15 protein-coding genes are annotated in these 16,529 nt (G+C 65.5%); 2 read left to right on the top strand and 13 right to left on the bottom strand.

Features of this window, described 5'->3' with window-relative positions:
• Positions 1-108 precede the first annotated feature (108 nt).
• The 13 genes from A5699_RS02670 to A5699_RS02725 all read right to left on the bottom strand — a co-directional run bounded on the left by A5699_RS02670 (position 109) and on the right by A5699_RS02725 (position 14,041).
• On the bottom strand, positions 109-915 hold the full coding sequence (locus A5699_RS02670) for an SDR family NAD(P)-dependent oxidoreductase (protein ID WP_067764934.1): 807 nt from the start codon (positions 913-915) through the stop codon (positions 109-111).
• Complete coding sequence (locus A5699_RS02675) at positions 912-1,736, bottom strand: alpha/beta fold hydrolase (protein WP_082957541.1); 825 nt, start codon at positions 1,734-1,736, stop codon at positions 912-914. Before A5699_RS02675 ends, A5699_RS02670 begins: the two co-directional genes overlap by 4 nt.
• A 680-nt stretch (positions 1,737-2,416) precedes the next feature.
• On the bottom strand, positions 2,417-2,905 hold the full coding sequence (locus tag A5699_RS28325; RefSeq protein WP_142253742.1) for a hypothetical protein: 489 nt from the start codon (positions 2,903-2,905) through the stop codon (positions 2,417-2,419).
• A gap of 52 nt (positions 2,906-2,957) precedes the next feature.
• Positions 2,958-4,514, bottom strand: coding sequence for a DUF4185 domain-containing protein (locus tag A5699_RS02680; protein ID WP_082957542.1), 1,557 nt, complete (start codon positions 4,512-4,514; stop codon positions 2,958-2,960).
• Positions 4,515-4,595: 81 nt separating this feature from the next.
• Positions 4,596-4,910: a WXG100 family type VII secretion target gene (locus A5699_RS02685; RefSeq protein ID WP_067764943.1), complete on the bottom strand. Its 315-nt coding sequence runs from the start codon at positions 4,908-4,910 to the stop codon at positions 4,596-4,598.
• 186 nt (positions 4,911-5,096) lie between these two features.
• A complete protein-coding gene (locus A5699_RS02690) occupies positions 5,097-5,678 on the bottom strand; it encodes an NADPH-dependent FMN reductase (RefSeq protein WP_067764946.1) in 582 nt (193 codons plus the stop codon).
• Between the two features lie 6 nt (positions 5,679-5,684).
• On the bottom strand, positions 5,685-6,671 hold the full coding sequence (locus A5699_RS02695) for a cyclase family protein (RefSeq protein WP_142253741.1): 987 nt from the start codon (positions 6,669-6,671) through the stop codon (positions 5,685-5,687).
• A gap of 14 nt (positions 6,672-6,685) precedes the next feature.
• Complete coding sequence (locus A5699_RS02700) at positions 6,686-7,513, bottom strand: coniferyl-alcohol dehydrogenase (RefSeq protein WP_067764952.1); 828 nt, start codon at positions 7,511-7,513, stop codon at positions 6,686-6,688.
• Between the two features lie 2 nt (positions 7,514-7,515).
• Positions 7,516-8,823 carry an LLM class flavin-dependent oxidoreductase gene (locus A5699_RS02705; protein WP_067764954.1) on the bottom strand — a complete coding sequence of 436 codons (1,308 nt, stop codon included), beginning with the start codon at positions 8,821-8,823 and terminating at the stop codon, positions 7,516-7,518.
• A complete protein-coding gene (locus A5699_RS02710) occupies positions 8,820-10,568 on the bottom strand; it encodes an FAD-binding protein (protein WP_067765067.1) in 1,749 nt (582 codons plus the stop codon). Before A5699_RS02710 ends, A5699_RS02705 begins: the two co-directional genes overlap by 4 nt.
• Positions 10,569-10,579: 11 nt before the next feature.
• Positions 10,580-11,503 (bottom strand): 3-carboxyethylcatechol 2,3-dioxygenase, encoded by a 924-nt coding sequence (locus A5699_RS02715; protein ID WP_067764957.1) that lies wholly within the window; start codon positions 11,501-11,503, stop codon positions 10,580-10,582.
• Positions 11,460-13,133, bottom strand: coding sequence for a bifunctional 3-(3-hydroxy-phenyl)propionate/3-hydroxycinnamic acid hydroxylase (locus A5699_RS02720; protein WP_067764960.1), 1,674 nt, complete (start codon positions 13,131-13,133; stop codon positions 11,460-11,462). The genes A5699_RS02715 and A5699_RS02720 overlap by 44 nt, the downstream gene beginning before the upstream one ends.
• Positions 13,130-14,041 carry an alpha/beta fold hydrolase gene (locus A5699_RS02725; RefSeq protein ID WP_067764963.1) on the bottom strand — a complete coding sequence of 304 codons (912 nt, stop codon included), beginning with the start codon at positions 14,039-14,041 and terminating at the stop codon, positions 13,130-13,132. Before A5699_RS02725 ends, A5699_RS02720 begins: the two co-directional genes overlap by 4 nt.
• 130 nt (positions 14,042-14,171) lie before the next feature.
• Here A5699_RS02725 and A5699_RS02730 point away from each other — a divergent pair, with 130 nt between their 5' ends.
• Positions 14,172-14,897 carry an IclR family transcriptional regulator gene (locus A5699_RS02730; protein WP_067764966.1) on the top strand — a complete coding sequence of 242 codons (726 nt, stop codon included), beginning with the start codon at positions 14,172-14,174 and terminating at the stop codon, positions 14,895-14,897.
• Positions 14,898-14,911: 14 nt separating this feature from the next.
• Entirely contained in the window at positions 14,912-16,525 is a 1,614-nt protein-coding gene (locus tag A5699_RS02735) for an FAD-dependent oxidoreductase (RefSeq protein ID WP_067764969.1), read from the top strand.
• The last annotated feature ends 4 nt before the right edge of the window (positions 16,526-16,529 follow it).

Below are 16,529 nucleotides of genomic sequence, written 5' to 3' on the forward strand. Positions count from 1 at the left end.
CGCGCCACGCAGCCACACCAACGTGCCGACACTACGGTTTCTGCCGGAAAAACCTGGTTACCAGGGCAGAAACCGTAGGCTCGGCGGCTTCTTCGGGGCTCAGCGAGGCTAACTCTTGGGCTTGCGGACGATGACCTTGCCCGCGACGGTGCCCCCGTCGATCGGCAGCACGGTACCGGTGACATACCGCGAACGGTCGGTGGCGAAATACAGTGCCGCCTCGGCCACATCCTCGACCGTGCCCTCCCGCTTGAGGGGACGATCGTTGCGCATCTGAGCCCGAATCCCGGCCTCGAACTCCTCGATGCGCTCCCGCTCTTCCGGCGAGGCCGACTTGGCCACGATCGCGGTGCGGATGTTGCCCGGCGCGATGGCGTTGACCCGGATCTCGTAGTGCGCCAACTCGATCGCCGCGGACTTGGTGAATTGGATGACCGCGGCCTTGGACGCCCGATAGGTCATCACGCCGCCGCCGGCCTGGATCCCACCGATCGAGGTCAGGTTGAGGATCGATCCACCGCCGTGCTCGGCCATGTACCGCGCGGCGTCACGGGTCCCGGCCATGACGGCCCGCACGTTGACCCGCATCACGGTGTCGAAATCGGCCAGGTCGTCATCGAGGAACCGCCGGTGCATCCGGCCCGAGACCCCGGCGTTGTTCACCATCACGTCCAGACCGCCGAAGGTGTCCACCGCGGTCGACACCAGGGCGCCCACCTGCTCGATGTCGGCGACATCGGTAGCCAGGAACCGCGCGCTCTCGCCGAGTTCGTCGGCCAGCGCTTTGCCGCGCTCCTCATCAATGTCGCCGATCACCACCCGCGCGCCCTCGGCGGCGAACCGCCGCACCAGGCCCTCACCGAGACCCGACGCCCCGCCGGTGACCACGGTGACTTTTCCGGCCAGTTCGTTCATCGCACCTCTTTCAGGAATTCCAGCAGTACCGCGACGAGCGCGGCCGGTTGTTCGATCTGCGGACAGTGTCCGGCGCCGGCGATCACCGCACTACGCGCGCCGGCGATCTGCCCGGCGATGTCGGCGGCCCAACCGGACGGCAGCAGCTTGTCACGATCCCCCTCGATGATCATGGTCGGCACACCGATCCGGTCATAGGCACGTTTCGACGACGGTGTCGCCGGCGCCTCAAGGCCCGGCCGCCGAAAGCGGGCCGCTGCCAAGGATTCCCACGCTCCCGGCGCGACGCTGGACTCGTAGCGCCGCTTCACGTAGGCCTCGTCGGCCGGGTAGGCCGGATCGGCGAACAGTGCGGTGACGATGCGTCGCATCCCCTCCAACGTGGCGTCGTAGTCGTACAGCGCGGCCGAATGCTCGTTGCGCTGGATCTCCCCTCCCCCGCAGATCGCGGTGAGTGATCGCACCGGGAGCCGCGGAGCCTCCGATGTCATGTCGACGAGCAGGTTGATCGCGCCCATCGAGTTGCCGACGAAATGTGCTGAGGCGACGCCGAGTTCGGCACAGAACCGCCCGATGTGACGGATTCGCATGCCGCGGCCGTCGGTGAAGTCGACGACCTTGGCGCTCTCACCGAAGCCCAACATATCCGGCGCGAGCACCCGGTAATGCTCGGCCAGCGCACCGATGACGTGCTCCCAGCCGAGTTCGGCGCCGGCGCCGAACTCACCGCCGTGCAGCAGGACAACCGGGTCACCCTGCCCGGCTTCGAGGTAGCTGGTGGTCAGGCCGTCGACGTCGATGCTCTTGCGGGTGAAGTCCACGGCCACACGATACTGTCGTTTTCCGATTTAGAGAACAGCATTCTCCAGCTTATGAATTGACCAGAGCGCTTAGTAACGATCAGACGGTTACTCGCCGGCTCCGTCAAGCCTCATCGGCAGGGCCACCTGTCATACCTTTGGCAGCCATCCCGACCACGTGGTCGACAGGATGAAACCGCGACCCTGCGGGTCTTTGCACGCCGTAGTTCCTGAACCGTCCACTCCGCAGATCACCCCATCGACGGCGATCGAATGCATAGCAGGAAGTGTCTTGATCGCAGCAGAGCGGTCATCCGATGGAACGACGAATTTCAATCCCGACGCTGTGCCGATCCAATTGACACGAGGTCCGCCGTTTGACGTTGGAGACGCAGGCGGAATACCAGGCAGATCGTTTCCGATGCACTGCGCCTGTCCCGATAGAAAGTTGCAGGAAACACCGTCGGGCGTACGGAAATACACCTGCGTAGAGGGCCTGCCAGGCGTCATGGCATCCACCGCATATTCACCAGCGTCGGCCGGAGCGTAGGTGCCGATGTTAGGAAACTTCGGCAAGCCGGCCTGCGCTCCACCAGTGCCAACCGTAGCTACGGCGAAAGTTCCGAGGGCTGCGATCCCCACGCAGGCGACGCCCACACGATTGACACCGTCTGTGACGCGGTCACAAACTATTTGACGTCTCACACTTTTGGCAGCCAGCCCGACCAAGTCGATGACAAAATAAAGCCACGGCCCTCCGAGTCTTTGCATGCGGTTGTACCCTTATCATCCACGCCACATGTCGCCCCTCCCACCGTGATGGAGTGATAGGGCGGAAGTTCCTTTATCGGATGGTCACGCACCGTACCGTTCTCATACGGTGTCGAGCCGGCACGTTGTACGCCGACGGCTGTATCAATGTACGTGTACGGGTTCTTATCTTTTTCCTGAATTCCAGGGAGGTTGCCTCCAGTACATCCCACCGCCCCGGAAAGGAACGTGCACGGTATCCCATCCGGCGTCAGGAAAAAGACCTGACCAGCGGGCATACCAGGCGTGGAGGTGTCTATCTCGTATTCCTGAGCGTTAACCGGGACGTAGCCGCTGATGTCAGGGAACTTTGGCGAGTCGGCCTGTGCGGTACACGCGCTTAGGTAGACACTCATAACTCCTGCAGCGACGGCGGCCATCTTTGGAATCATTTGTTTCCTATCAAGGCGGATTACTTCAAAGCCGTAGCGGTCATTGTTTAGGATTCACCCTGAACTCCCCGACAGTATATGGGCTGCCTGTGTCCGTATTCCATTGACTGACCAGTACGCCCATGTCATTTAGAGTTGCGCCAGGCATGATGTAACCGCCATAGTTCTGCGGTACCTTGCCGACCTCGCCCCAGCGACCGCCTTCTGCGACGGTGGTAGCTGGGGCGGAAAATATTCCGGCAGGTGTTTCACCAACCCGAACCTCGACGTCTCCGGTAGTTGCATTGAATCCGGATAGAACGGGTTTCCCTTCAACTTCACGAAAGCTAAGTTCGCCGAACGCTTGACCACGGCTAACGTCTACGGCTTGCTGTCCCGGTTGGCCCCAATCCTGCCCCGTCCACGGCTGCCAGGCATCGCGGTCCGTAACTTGATCCGCGTCAACCCGATACATGGTGACGCCCTGGTTGCGGTCAAAGGTATCAGCGGCGATGTAGACATTGCCGTCATCGGCCTCGAACCCGCTGATCTGGGAAGGAGCGCTCCCTGGCGCACTCGCCCGATGGTTCGGGTCGTTCGGCAGCGGAGCGGGAGCAGATTCCCATGGCTTCCACGAGTCCTTACCGCCAGGAACATCGACGGGAACCAGTCCCCGTCCGTTCGAGAGGTCGGTGCCCTTGTTGACCTCCACCAACCACGAGCCGCCCTTAGGGGCCAGACCTTCGTTGGTATTGGTACCGACCACCATCATGACCGTGCGTCCGTCGCGCATCTGGATGCTTCCCGAAGGCAACGCATTGTTCGCGCCCGCCTCAGCCACCGCCTTCGGTAGAGGGAACAACACGTTGGGACTGCCATCCGGTCCAGTGATTGGCTTGCCGAACTGTGGACGCCCTTGTGCGTCGAAAGTGACCGGCACCGCGACCGACGGGTAATGGGTGCCATCACCCTGCTTGTCGCCTGTATACGAATCGCCGAATATCGCGATCTTCTGGCCATTTGGCAATTCGATAATTTCGCCGAGATCGGCGGCCCCGATACCAGGGATCCCGGGGTATGCACCCGTCCCCGCCACAGGGCCAAGATTGCGGACTTCGCCCTCCGCCAACGGTCCGTTGTCAGACATGCCCGGCAACAAAAGATCTTGCAGGGAAGTCGGCGTGTCCCCGGCGGGGACTCCCGTAGCGGTCGCAATGGCCTGTGCCAGGTCACCATCGACTGAAGCTCCAGCGGCCAGAGCCTTCGCTATGCGCGCTTCCAGGTCGGCGACCTTGTCCGCGACTTTCTGTGCCGACTCGGCATCGAGGTGCGTCGTATCCGGTGGCGTCAACTGATTGGTGTCCGTGTTCACCTGAACTCCGGGTGCTTCAGCGGCGTAATTCAACAGGTCGCGAACATCATTAGCGACGGCCTCGGCGTCAGTCTCACAGCGGTCCATCGCAGCTGCCGCAGTCTTCAGTTGCCCCGAGGCAACCTCGTGCAGTCCAGCGATCATCAACATCGAATTCATGGCCGCACCCGCAGCCTGGCCCTGCCATGTCGACATCGTCGCCAGCGACCGGTAAAACTCCGACGAGTTCGAGTGATTGTCAGCCATTTCACGGGTGCCCCTGGCCAACTCAGCGATCTCAGGAGGCAAGAAGAGGAGCTCTCGCAGCGTTAGCGCCACCCAGGTTCCTCACAACTCCGAGCCTTCATCGTCAATCCCCGCGGCGGCGGTTTCGTCGGTCGTGTCATATCCGGCGGCCGCTTGGCGGTGCCCCTCGGAGTGTCGGGTGAATTGCGCCCCGAACTGCACGCCCTGCTCCTCCCACGACGAGAGCAGCTGGGGCAACGCAGCGGCGGCCTGCCCCGACCCCAACGCTGTCCCGCCAACCCGAGCATGCGCGCTCTGGTGCTTCTCGGCGAAGCTACTGGCCTGCCCATCCAACTGCTCCGCAGCTACACGAAGCTCGGCGGGATCGACCTGCAACGGTTCGTTTGGCTTTGACATCGCTAGACCCCCACCAGCAACCCAGGTATACGCAAACAGTACACCCGGCGAGGGTGCCTCCAACGCACCAATCACCAGCCAGAACGTCGGGGCCGCGGCGAAAGCAAAGGCTTACGACAGCAACCAGCGGCCGGAGGGGCAAACGGGATCGCGTGCCAAACGATCTCTCTTACCTTGCCGAGGACGTCACTGCGCCGCCCCACCCGACCGGCCAAATGTCAGCAGCTGCGTAGCAAGCATGTCGAGTTGGCTGCGCACCGGACCGTCGGCCAATGCGCCTGACTCGTCCCAGATCTGGTCTGCGGAGTTGATCGCCACGCCCAGTGGCGTGGGCCAGGCGCGCAGCGCATGACCGATCGAACGCAACTGCCCCAGCGTGCCCACCGCGGCCTGCCAGCCGTAGGCACAGCTGATGCAGCCCCACGGGGTGTTGTCCAGATAGACCCGCGGGTCCTCGCGCAGATCCTCGATGTAGTCCAGCGCGTTCTTCACCAGACCGGAGATCGCGCCGTGATAGCCGGGTGAGCCCACCACCACCGCATCGGCGTCGCGAAGCGCCGAGACGAATTCCAACGCCGCGGGGGTGCGCTCCAGCGAATGCGGGGCGTACATCGGCAGGTCGAGGTCCGGTCCGGCGAACATCCGGGTCCGACCACCTTGCCGCTGCACCGATTCCAGGCAGTACCGCACGGCCCGCTCGGTCGATGAATCGGCGCGCAGCGTGCCACCGAGCCCGACGACGAAGGGCACTTTCTCAGTTGACGTCATACTTCCTCATTTGATCGCAACGGGATTCACCGGCGAACCGACAGCACCGGTGACGCGCAGCGGCGGGGCGATGAGCTGGAATTCGTAAACCCCGTCGGTCGCACAGTCGGCCGCCAATGCGCCCAGATCCCAGTATTCGCCGAGCATCAGACCCATATCGCGCAGGCAGAGCATGTGCATCGGCAGGAATGTGCCCTCGACCCCGTTGGCCGGGTCGGGATCCTCGACCATCAAATTATCGGCGGCCACCGCCGCCACCTCGTGGTCGTGCAGCCACGACGCGCAACGCCAATCCAGTCCAGACCCGGGCTCGGTACCGTCCCCGTTGGTCAGAAACCGTGTCCACCAACCCGTGTGCACGACGACGATGTCGCCCGGAGTGATCGCCACGCCCTGCGCGTTGGCCACGTCATCGAGCTCGGCCGGCGTGATCGGATTGCCCGGTTCCAGGAACTGCTCGGCACCGCGGTGACGGACCACATCCAGCAGCACGCCCCGGGAGGTGATGCCCTTGCCGTCCACCTTGTCGATTCCGCAGTGGAAGGCCCCGAAACTGGTCACCGAATCGGCCGGGAATCCGTTGTAGAGCTTGTCTTCGTAGTAGACGTGCGACAACGCATCCCACTGCGTGGCGGCCTGCAGTGGCATCACGATCATGTCGTCGTTGAACCGAAACGGGTTGTCCACGAAGAATTCGCTGACCTGATGGGCCACCGAATTACGCAACCACTGCGGTCCGTACTGCGCCAGCGTGTTGGCATCACCGCCGTCGACGGTCATCACATGCGTCGGGTTCTGCCGGAACTGGAACGCCCCCTGCGGCCCGGCCGAGGAGAAGTCGCCGCCGAGCGCGAACACCTTGCCCTGCTTGACCAGCGACGCACCCTCGGCGACCTTGTCAGCGGTGATCAGATTCAGCGTGCCCAGCTCGTCGGCATCGCCCCAACGTCCCCAGTTGCGCACGTCGTCGGCGACCTTCCGAAAGTCGCTCATCGTCCCGGCCACGCTCAACTCCTCTGCTCGGTGTCGACTCCAGCATCGAACAGATCAGCCTGCCGCTGGGCCAGAATGCCGCCATCGGCCCAGATCACCTGCCCGGTGACGTAGCTGGCCGCTGCACTGCCCAGGAACACCAACAACGAAGCCTGCTCGGCCGCTTCGGAATTGCGGCCCAGCGGGGTGGTGAACGAATCGAGATAGTGCTGACCGTAGGCCGAACGCAACTGGTCGAGGATCGGCGTCTCGGTCACCCCGGGCGCGGTGCAGTTGATCCGGATGCCGCGCGCGCCGAGTTCGCCGACCCGGCGCATCCCGTAGAGGATCATCGCCTCCTTGGACAGTCGGTAGCCGCCGTCAGCGAGTGCCTCGGGATGCTCGGCGCACCACCGCAATCCCTCCTCGACGGAAGCGGTCTTCACCAGACCTGCTGTGACAGCGACGTTGTCGCGATACCCCGATGCCGCCAACGAGGACACCGAGGTGATCGACCCGCCGTCGGCGATGTCGATGGCCTCGGTGAACTGCCGCGTTCCCAGGAAGTTGATCCGCACCACCAGCAGCGGATCACCGATACCCGAGGACACCCCGGCCACGTTGAACAGCGCGTCCACCGACCCGTCGACGGCCCCGGCGGCGCGGTCGACGGAATCCGGGTCGGCCAGGTCCAATTCGATGAACTCGTCGGGCAGGTGATCGGGTGGCCGGAGGTCCAGACCCGTCACCCGGGCGCCGAGTTCCCCCAATGCCCGGGTGGTCTCGGCACCGATGCCCGATCCGCAGCCGGTGACCACGACGTGCTTACCGTCATAGCGCACCAGATCGCTCAGCAGGGGCACGGTCAGCCGGCAGACTCTCGAGAAGCCTTCTCCGCCTGGGCTGCCTTGACCCGGCCCTCGTTGATCTCGGCCATCGCCTCGGGGATCTCACCGGCGGTGAACTTGTCGCGACCGGTCGGCAGACCACCGAAGGCATAGGTCTCATCGAACAGCGGGGCATCCGACGGCCGGCGGCGCGATTCGACCTTCTCGATCACCGGCTCCAGCCGCTTCGCCTTGTCTGCCACAGCTTTTGCGTCTCGCTCGATGAACTCGGGCAGGATCTCCTTGCCCATGATCTCGATGGACTCCATGGTGCCCTCGTGGCTGCGCGGGTTGAGCAGCAGGATGATCTCGTCGACCCCGCTGGCCTCATAGGCCCGCAGGAATTCGCGCACGGTGTCGGGCGAACCGATGGCGCCGCGGCCGGGACCATAGGCCAGCGTCGGATCTTCCTTGACGGCCTGCTCGTAACGCTCCCACACCTTGGTGCGGCCGGGGGTGTGCATACCGGTCAGGTAGTAGTGCATGATCCCGAAGGAGAAGAACCCACCACCGATTCCGAGCCGCTTGAGCGCCTCCTCGTCGGAGCGCGCCACCATCATCGACAGGTCACCGCCGATCGCCAGGATGTTGGGGTTGATCGCCGGGGTGACCGGGGCGCCCTGCTCTTCGAATTCCTTGTAGTAGCCGTCGACTCGCTCCTTGAGCGCTTCGGGTCCGGTGTAGGCGAAGCTCAAGGCACCGATTGCCTTCTGCGCGGCCATCTGCACCGACGACGGGCGGGTGCACGCCACCCAGACCGGCGGGTGCGGCTTCTGCAGTGGCTTGGGGATCACGTTGCGGGCCGGCATCTCGACATGCTCGCCCTTGAAACCGGTGAACGGGGCCTCGGTCATACAGCGGATCGAAACCTCAAGAGCTTCCTCCCACATCGTGCGCTTGTCCGCCGGGTCGATGTCGAAGCCGCCCAACTCGGCCACCGAGGAGCCCTCGCCGGTGCCGAACTCCACGCGCCCGTTGGACAGGTGGTCCAAGGTGGCGACCCGCTCGGCGATGCGGGCCGGGTGGTTGATCGGCGGCGGCAGGTGCATGACACCGAAACCGAGCCGAATGTCCTTGGTGCGCTGGCTGGCTGCGGCCAGGAACATCTCCGGAGCCGTGGAGTGGCAGTACTCCTCCAGGAAGTGATGCTCGGTGAGCCAGACGGTGGAAAACCCGGCCTTGTCGGCAGCCTCCACCTCGGTCAGGCCGTGCTGGAACAGCTGATGTTCGTCGTCCTCCGACCACGGCCGGGGCAGCGGGAACTCGTAGAACAGCGAGATCTTCATCGGTTTCCTCCTGAGGGATTGCTGACGGTGTCCTGGACGTGTTGGTTGGCGGCGGTCTGGCCGGCGATGTGTCTGGCGGCGACGTACCCGAATGTCATGGCCGGGCCTATCGTCGCCCCCGCACCGGCGTAGCTGCGGCCCATCACCGCCGCCGAGACGTTGCCCACCGCGTACAAGCCGCTGATCACGGTCTCGTCGGCGCGCAGCACCCGCGCCTGCTCGTCGGTGCGTAGGCCACCCGATGTCCCGAGGTCGCCGAGAATGATCTGAAAGGCGTAGTACGGCGGCTTGCCGAGTGGACGCAGGTTGGGATTCGGCAAAGTCGGGTCGCCGTAATAGTTGTCGTAGGCGCTGTCGCCGCGGTTGAAGTCGTCGTCGTGCCCGGTGTGCGCCAACTGGTTGAACCGCTCGGCGGTGGACCGCAGATTCTGCGCGGGCACGCCGATCTTGCCGGCCAGCTCATCCCAGCTGTGCGCCTCGACCACGACGCCGGAATCCAGCCAGGCTGCAGGCACCTTGCGGCCGGTGGGAACCGGCGCGAACGGAATCTTGGGGATGGGCAGGTGACCGGCCACCACATACCGGTGGAACGAGTCGATGTCGGTGATCAACCAGCACGGGATGTGGGTGGTGCCCGATTGCTGTCCCTTGATCATGGCGTGAGCGAAATCCATGTACGGCGCAGCCTCGTTGATGAACCGCTTACCGTCCCCGTTGACCACGAACTGCGACGGCATCATGCGCTCGTTGAGCATGAACTGCAGCCGGCCGTCGGGCCAGCAGATGGCCGGGAACCACCACGCCTCGTCGAGCAAATCGGTGGCACCGCCGACCTTTTCGCCGGCCCGGATACCGTCGCCGGTGGCTGCCGGGTTGCCGAAACTCCAGTCCTTCTCCAGCACCGGCAGGTGCTCCTTGCGCCAGGCCATGTCATGGTCGAAACCACCAGAGGCCAAGATGACTCCGCCGGTGGCCCGGATCTTGACCGGGCGCCCGTCCTTTTCGACGACTGCGCCCACCACCGCGCCGTCGGAGTCGGTGATCAGGGAGGTCATCGGAGCGTCCAGCCATAGCGGGATGTCATGTTGTTTGAGTGCCAAGCGCATCCGGGCGGCCAAGGACTGGCCGATGGCGGCCATCCGGTCACCGAACACCCGGGCCCGTACCATCCGCCAGATCAACTTCAGCAGCACTGCCTTGCCGCGCCAGTTCTGCCGGATCTGGTAGAAGAGCCGAAGATCCTTGGGAGCGAACCAGATTCCCTTGGGTGCCAACGCCAGGGGCGCGAGCAATTCCTGTTCGTGCTCGCCGAGCTTGCGCAGGTCGATGGCCGGGACGTTGATGGTGCTGCCCTGTGGGGAGCCGCCGGGCAGTTCGGGGTAGTAGTCGGCATAGCCGGGCTTCCAGACGAACTCGAACCAGTCGCTGTTGCGCTCGAGAAAGTCCATCATCTCCGGCGCGGCCTCGACATACTTGCGCAGACGGGCGTCGCTGACGGTGCCCTCGGTGATCTGCTTGAGGTAGTCGAACACCCCATCCGGCGACGGCACGTAGCCGGCTCGGCGCTGTGACGGGGCCCCAGGTACCCAGATCCCACCTCCCGACAGGGCGGTGGACCCTCCGAAGTAAGAGGACTTTTCGACGACGAGCGTGTCGAGGCCGGCTGCGTCGGCGGTCAGCGCCGCCGTCATGCCGCCGCCCCCGGAGCCGACGACGAGCACGTCGACTGTCTTGTCAAATGTCATGGTGTCTGAGGTCATACTGCGATTCCCACCGCCGTCCTGATTGCGAATCCTGCGATCAATTCCGGTGCCGCCCGGTAGAAGTGGTTCCCGGTCCGGTACGGCCCGTTGGCTGCCAACGCCGCGAAAGCGGCTACCCAGGTCCGGATTTCGTGTGCCGAATTGCCCCCTTCGGTGGCGATGAAGCTGTTGGACCAGCCGTCCAGGTCGGTCAGTCGGCCCTCGTCGAAGATCTCCAGCAGGCCGTGGTCCCATTCGGGGTTCAGCGGCCGCAGCGCGCTGTCACCGCGGGCGAAGTCATGAGCGGCCTGGCTCACGGCGGTTTGGCGGGCCATCCGTTGCTCGGTGGTCATCGGGACACCGTGCACGATGCGGTCCAGCGCCGCCGGCGGTGCGGTGGCCAGCGTCGGCACCGGCGGATCATGCGAGAGTCCACCGGAACCCAGCACCAGTACCCGCTTGTCGAGGGTGGCCAGATAAGCACCGACGGCGGCGCCGAGCGCACGGGATCGCGACAGCGGACCGAGCGGCGTGGCGACCGAGTTGATGAAGATCGGCACGATCGGGCGCGCGGTCGCCGCACCGAACAGTTCCTGCAAGGGCTGCACGGTGCCGTGGTCGACGTCCATGCTCGTCGAGATCGCGATGTCGACGCCCTGCTCCCACACTGCCTCGGCACACTGCTGGGCGATGTCGCCGGCGACGTCGAGCGCACCTTCGTGCGTCCCGTAATCGCCCACCCCGGCCGCGGAGGTGCCGATGCAGAACGGCGGCATCAACCGGTAGAAGAACCCGTTGTAGTGGTCGGGGGAAAAGGTGACCACCAGCTCCGGGTCGTACTCCGCCACGAATTCACGAGCATCGGCGACCGCAGCTCTGATCTCACCGAGGAGGTCAGCTGACGGTCCCGGAAGATTCAGCAGTGGGCTGTGGGACATACAGCACAGGGCTACTGGCACCGTTCATTCCTCCCTCCACGTGCAGAACCTCGAACAGGGCGGTACTGAGTTCGGGGGCGCGTTGAGCGATGTCGGCCCCGGCGATGCACCGGTCCGGCCGCAGCACCAGGACCGATTCGGTGTGCCCGTCGAACCACGATTTGAGTGCTCCGGCACGGTCCCCCACGATGACCACGTCATCGTCGTCGGGGTCGTGTCCGGTCCAGAACAGCTGGGTCTGCGGTCGGGCGGCGATGAACCTCGCGCCCAACGCTTTCCACCGCCCGAAGGCCTCCTCGCCGAGAAGCGCGCGAGGGTTGTTGTTCCAGCACAGCACGGCGAAGTTCAGCCCGATCACGTCGTCGAGCAGCACGTTGGACTGCTCGCGGGTGTCCACCCGCGGCTGGATGAACAACGTGCCCGCCGGTGAGTCCGCCGTCGGCGGCTTAGGGTGGTAGACCGCGCCCTGGTCGTAGCGCGGCATGGGCTTGAACCGCATCTCCAGCACATACCGCTTGAGCGCCGGCACCACCGAGGCACCGCGAATCAGCTTGTCCCGCAACACCGCGACCTTGCGGTTGGTCGGCGAGATGACCCGGCCCACCAGAGTGGACAGGTCGATCATCGCCCGGGCGTGCTTGCGCCGCTCGATGTCGTAACTGTCGAGCAGAGCGTCCCCGGCCTGGCCGTTGATCACGGCGGCCAGCTTCCAGCCGAGATTGGCCGCATCCCGGATCCCGCTGTTGTATCCCTGCCCCTGCCACACCGGCATGAGATGCGCGGCGTCGCCGGCCAGCAGGAATCGGCCCTTGCGGAAGTTGCCGGCAATCCGGGAATGGTGGGTGTAGACCCGGCGCCGGATGACGTCCACCTTGTCCGGATGCGGCACGAACGGTGCCAGCAGGCGGGCGACGAACTCGGGATCCTCGGCCTGCTCGTCGGTTTCGTCGGCGTGGATCATGAACTCGAATCTGCGGATGCCGTGCGCGATGGAGATCGAGGCATACGGCCGGTCCGGGTCGGCGCCGACCTCGCTGTTGGGATGTCCGAGCGGATCGTTGGCCAGATCGACGACCACCCAGCGGGTGGCCGACGTGGTGCCGTCGAACGACACCCCCATGAGGCGGCGCGTGGCACTGCGCCCGCCGTCGCACCCGATGACGTACTGCGCCTGTACCGCAGGCACATCCGGACCGAACGCGACGGTGACCCCGTCGGCCGACTCGGCGGCCGACTCCATCCGCCGTCCCCAGGCCACCTGCACGTGCTCGAACCGGTCCAGCCCGGCCAGCAGCTGCGCGTCGACCAGCGGCTGGACGAACCCGTTGCGTTTGGGCCAGCCGAATCGCGCGTCCGGAGGCGCCATCTCGGCCAGCAGCCGACGATTGCCGTCATAGAAGCGCAAGATCTGGTTGGGCACGGTGTGCGGCAGGATCGCCTCGACCAGTCCGATGGACTGGAAGGTACGCAGCGATTCGTCGTCCAGCCCGACGCCGCGCGGATAGTCGATGAGGGTGTCACGTTCCTCCACGACCAGGGTCCGAACACCTTTGATACCAAGGATGTTCGCGAGGGTAAGACCTACCGGCCCGGCCCCGACGATGACGACGTCGACCCGTTGGTCGGTCACGAGACGCGCCCCAGCAGGAAGTCCAGATGCAGCCGGTTGAACGTCTCGGGGTCCTCGTACTGCGGCCAGTGCCCACAGTCGGGCATCACCTCGAATCGTGCACCGGGGATCATCGAGGCGATGCGCCGGCCCTCGCTGACGTCGGCGGTCGGATCGTCACTGGTCCACAAGACCAGGGTGGGCGCGGTGATCGAGCCGAATTCCTTCTCCCCCAGCAGGTTCCGGGCCCGGATCTCGGGGTCCTGCAGGGCCATGATGTCGCTCATCGCGGCGACGAAGCCGGGCTGACGGTACACGGCCTGCCGAGAGGCCACGATGTCGTCGTAATCCTTTGTCTTGTCGGCCATCAACCACTTGATGCGGGCCTGCACGGTTTCCCACGTCGGGTTCTCCGCAGCCGCCATCGACAGCGTGATGATCCGCTTCATCACCTCGGGGTCGGCCTGTGAGCCGCCGGCCGTGTTGAGCACCAACCTCTCGACGCGATCGGGGTGATCGGCGGCAGCCCGCGCGGCCACCCAGCCACCCAGGGACTCACCCGAGATGTGGGCGCGCTCCGCACCGATCGTGTCGAGAAATCCGATCAGGTGATCGACGTAGTGCGCCACCTCCAGCGGGTGGCCGGGCTTGTCGGTGTAACCGTGCCCGAGCATGTCGATCGACCATGTCGAGAAGTGCTCGGCGTGGGACTCCAGGTTGCGCACGTAGGCCTCGGCATGACCGCCCGACCCGTGCAGCAGAACCAGCACAGGCGATTTCGGGTCACCGGCGTGCAGATAACGAGTGCGAACCCCGCCCACATCGAGGTAACCCTGCGAGAACGCCACGCCCTGCAGATCGCTCCAGACGCTCTCGTACTCGGTGGCCGAAACGGAACCGGATGCCGGCCCGGCGGCAGTGCTCGTCATGATGCCCTCTCCGGAGGTAGGGAGAATGAAGTTCTCCGAATTTGTAAGCACTTTGCTCATATATCGCACATCAACGTGCATTATTATCAGAGCATCACTCTCGCGGTTCTATCTGTCAAGGAGGGGCGCGATGCCGGCCAAGGCAAGCCAGCCGCAGGACCCGTCGAAGACCGACGGCACCCCGACCGGGGCACCGGGTTCACAGACGCTGGCGCGGGGTCTGAGCGCGCTCGCGGCCATCGCCGCGGCGCCGACCGGGCTGACCGTTCAACAGGTCGCCGACCACGTCGGGGCCCATCGCACGATCGCCTACCGGTTGTTGGCCACACTGAGCCAATTCCGTTACGTGACTAAGGGTGAGGACGGACGCTACCGCCCGGGCGCCGGGTTGGCGGCGCTCGGTTCGTCCTTCGACAACAACATGCGCGCCCTCAGTGTGCCGACTCTGCGCGCCCTCGCCGACGAACTGGGCAGCACGGTGTCACTCCTGGTGGCCGAGGGTGATCAACAGGTGGCCGTCGCGGTCATCGTCCCGACCCAGGTGTTCTACCAACTGTCCTTCCACGAGGGCAGCCGCCACCCGCTCGATCGCGGTGCGGCCGGCGTGGCGTTGCTGGCGAGCATGCCGCCACGTCCAGGCGAACGCGAACTGGTCCATCAGACCCGTGAGCAAGGCTGGGTGATCACCCACGGCGAGATCGAGCCGAACACGTACGGCCTGGCGGTGCCGGTGCGGCGGCGTCCGCCGTCACCACCCACCTGCATCAACCTCATCTCCCACCGCGAAGACGTCGTACGCAGCGGCAAGGACGCGGTGGTGCGGGCAGCAAAAGAACTATCGGGGATCCTGTACTGAAAGGGCTTGAACCAATGAGCGATTGGGACGACGAGGTCGACGTCGTGGTGCTGGGCAGCGGCGGGGCCGGTCTCACCGCGGCGTTGACCGCCTCGGTCAACGGCGCCTCTGTGGCGATCTACGAGAAGGCACCCACGGTCGGCGGCACCACCGCGGTCTCCGGCGGCATCGTGTGGATTCCGGCCCACGACCGCAGCGCCGACGGGCCGCTGCCGGTCTCCGACGCAATCGAGTATCTGCAGGCCCAATCACTCGGCTACCTGGATGCCGACCTGGTGGACACCTTCGTGCGAACCGGTGCGCCAATGCTCGACTTCGTCGAGGAACACAGTGAGCTGCGCTTCGCGGTCGCCGAGGGCTTTCCCGACTACAAACCCGAACTGCCCGGTGGGCGCCCCGGGGGTGGCCGCTCGCTGAGTGCGGGCCCGGTGGACAGGGCCAAACTCGGCGACTGGAAAGACCGGATCACCTCCTTCCCAGCCGATTTCAGCAACGTCGGCATCGACGCGGAGACCCGGGCCCGCATCCACGCCGTCTACGACGATCCCGACGCCGACCTCTGCGTGGCCGGCACCGCACTGATCGCCGGCCTGCTACGCGGCCTGCTCGAGCGCGGTGTGCAACCGGTCACCGAAACCCGCGCGGTCGAGCTGATCGGTGACGCCGCGGGAATCGCCGGGGTGCGCCTGCGTGTCGACGGAGCCGACGTGCGGGTCCGCGCCCGTAGCGGCGTCGTGCTGGCCACCGGCGGCTTCGAGTGGGACGCCACACTGGTCGAGACCTACCTGCGCGGCCCGATGCGTGGCGCGGTGTCCCCGCCGAACAACACCGGTGACGGACTGCGGATGGCCATGGCCCACGGGGCCGACCTGGCGAACATGGGCGAGGCGTGGTGGGTGCCGATCGTGCAGATCCCCGGCGACACCATCGACGGGCATCCGCGCAGCCGCAGCGTGCGGCTGGAACGCACCCGGCCCCGCAGCGTCATCGTCAACCGGGCCGGGAAGAGGTTCCTCAACGAGGCGGGCGAGTACAACTCCATGGCCGGGGCCTTCCAGTACCTCGACCCCAAGCTGGGCTACGCCAACGACCCGGCCTGGATCGTGTTCGACTCGCTGCACCTGCAGCGCTACGGCTTCCTCGGCGTGGAACCGGGTGGCACCGTGCCGGACTGGTTCTGCGAATCGGCCTCACTCGCCGAACTCGGCACCAAGACCGGCATCGACCCCGACGGCCTGGCCGAGACGCTGCGCCGTTGGAACGACAACGTCTCGCGCGAAGTGGACCCCGACTTCGGTCGTGGATCCAGTGCGTACGACGGCTACTGGGGCGACAATTCGGCCGCCACCCCGGCCGGCCAGACACTCGGCCCGCTGGACACCGCGCCGTACTACGCGGTGCCGGTCAAGATCGGCGCAATGGGCACCAAGGGCGGACCACGGACCGACCGGGATGGCCGCGTGCTACACGTCAACGGCGACCCGATACCGGGCCTGTTCGCCGCGGGCAACGCCATGGGCGGGGTGACCGGCAAGGCCTACGGCGGCGCCGGTGGCACCCTGGGCCCGGCGATGGTGTTCGGTTACCGCAGCGGATATACGGCGGCGACGGGCAAGTCGGTCAGCTGAGCGG

Source organism: Mycobacterium sp. E802, assembly GCF_001666875.1.
GTDB lineage: Bacteria > Actinomycetota > Actinomycetes > Mycobacteriales > Mycobacteriaceae > Mycobacterium.

Bases quoted from the DNA above. Each gene is read 5' to 3' on its own strand.
- A5699_RS02670 (WP_067764934.1), bottom strand. From the start codon at position 915: ATGAACGAACTGGCCGGAAAAGTCACCGTGGTCACCGGCGGGGCGTCG.
- A5699_RS28325 (WP_142253742.1), bottom strand. From the start codon at position 2,905: ATGGCCGCCGTCGCTGCAGGAGTTATGAGTGTCTACCTAAGCGCGTGT.
- A5699_RS02680 (WP_082957542.1), bottom strand. From the start codon at position 4,514: ATGGCTGACAATCACTCGAACTCGTCGGAGTTTTACCGGTCGCTGGCG.
- A5699_RS02685 (WP_067764943.1), bottom strand. From the start codon at position 4,910: ATGTCAAAGCCAAACGAACCGTTGCAGGTCGATCCCGCCGAGCTTCGT.
- A5699_RS02690 (WP_067764946.1), bottom strand. From the start codon at position 5,678: ATGACGTCAACTGAGAAAGTGCCCTTCGTCGTCGGGCTCGGTGGCACG.
- A5699_RS02695 (WP_142253741.1), bottom strand. From the start codon at position 6,671: ATGAGCGACTTTCGGAAGGTCGCCGACGACGTGCGCAACTGGGGACGT.
- A5699_RS02705 (WP_067764954.1), bottom strand. From the start codon at position 8,823: ATGAAGATCTCGCTGTTCTACGAGTTCCCGCTGCCCCGGCCGTGGTCG.
- A5699_RS02710 (WP_067765067.1), bottom strand. From the start codon at position 10,568: ATGACATTTGACAAGACAGTCGACGTGCTCGTCGTCGGCTCCGGGGGC.
- A5699_RS02715 (WP_067764957.1), bottom strand. From the start codon at position 11,503: ATGTCCCACAGCCCACTGCTGAATCTTCCGGGACCGTCAGCTGACCTC.
- A5699_RS02725 (WP_067764963.1), bottom strand. From the start codon at position 14,041: ATGACGAGCACTGCCGCCGGGCCGGCATCCGGTTCCGTTTCGGCCACC.
- A5699_RS02730 (WP_067764966.1), top strand. From the start codon at position 14,172: ATGCCGGCCAAGGCAAGCCAGCCGCAGGACCCGTCGAAGACCGACGGC.
- A5699_RS02735 (WP_067764969.1), top strand. From the start codon at position 14,912: ATGAGCGATTGGGACGACGAGGTCGACGTCGTGGTGCTGGGCAGCGGC.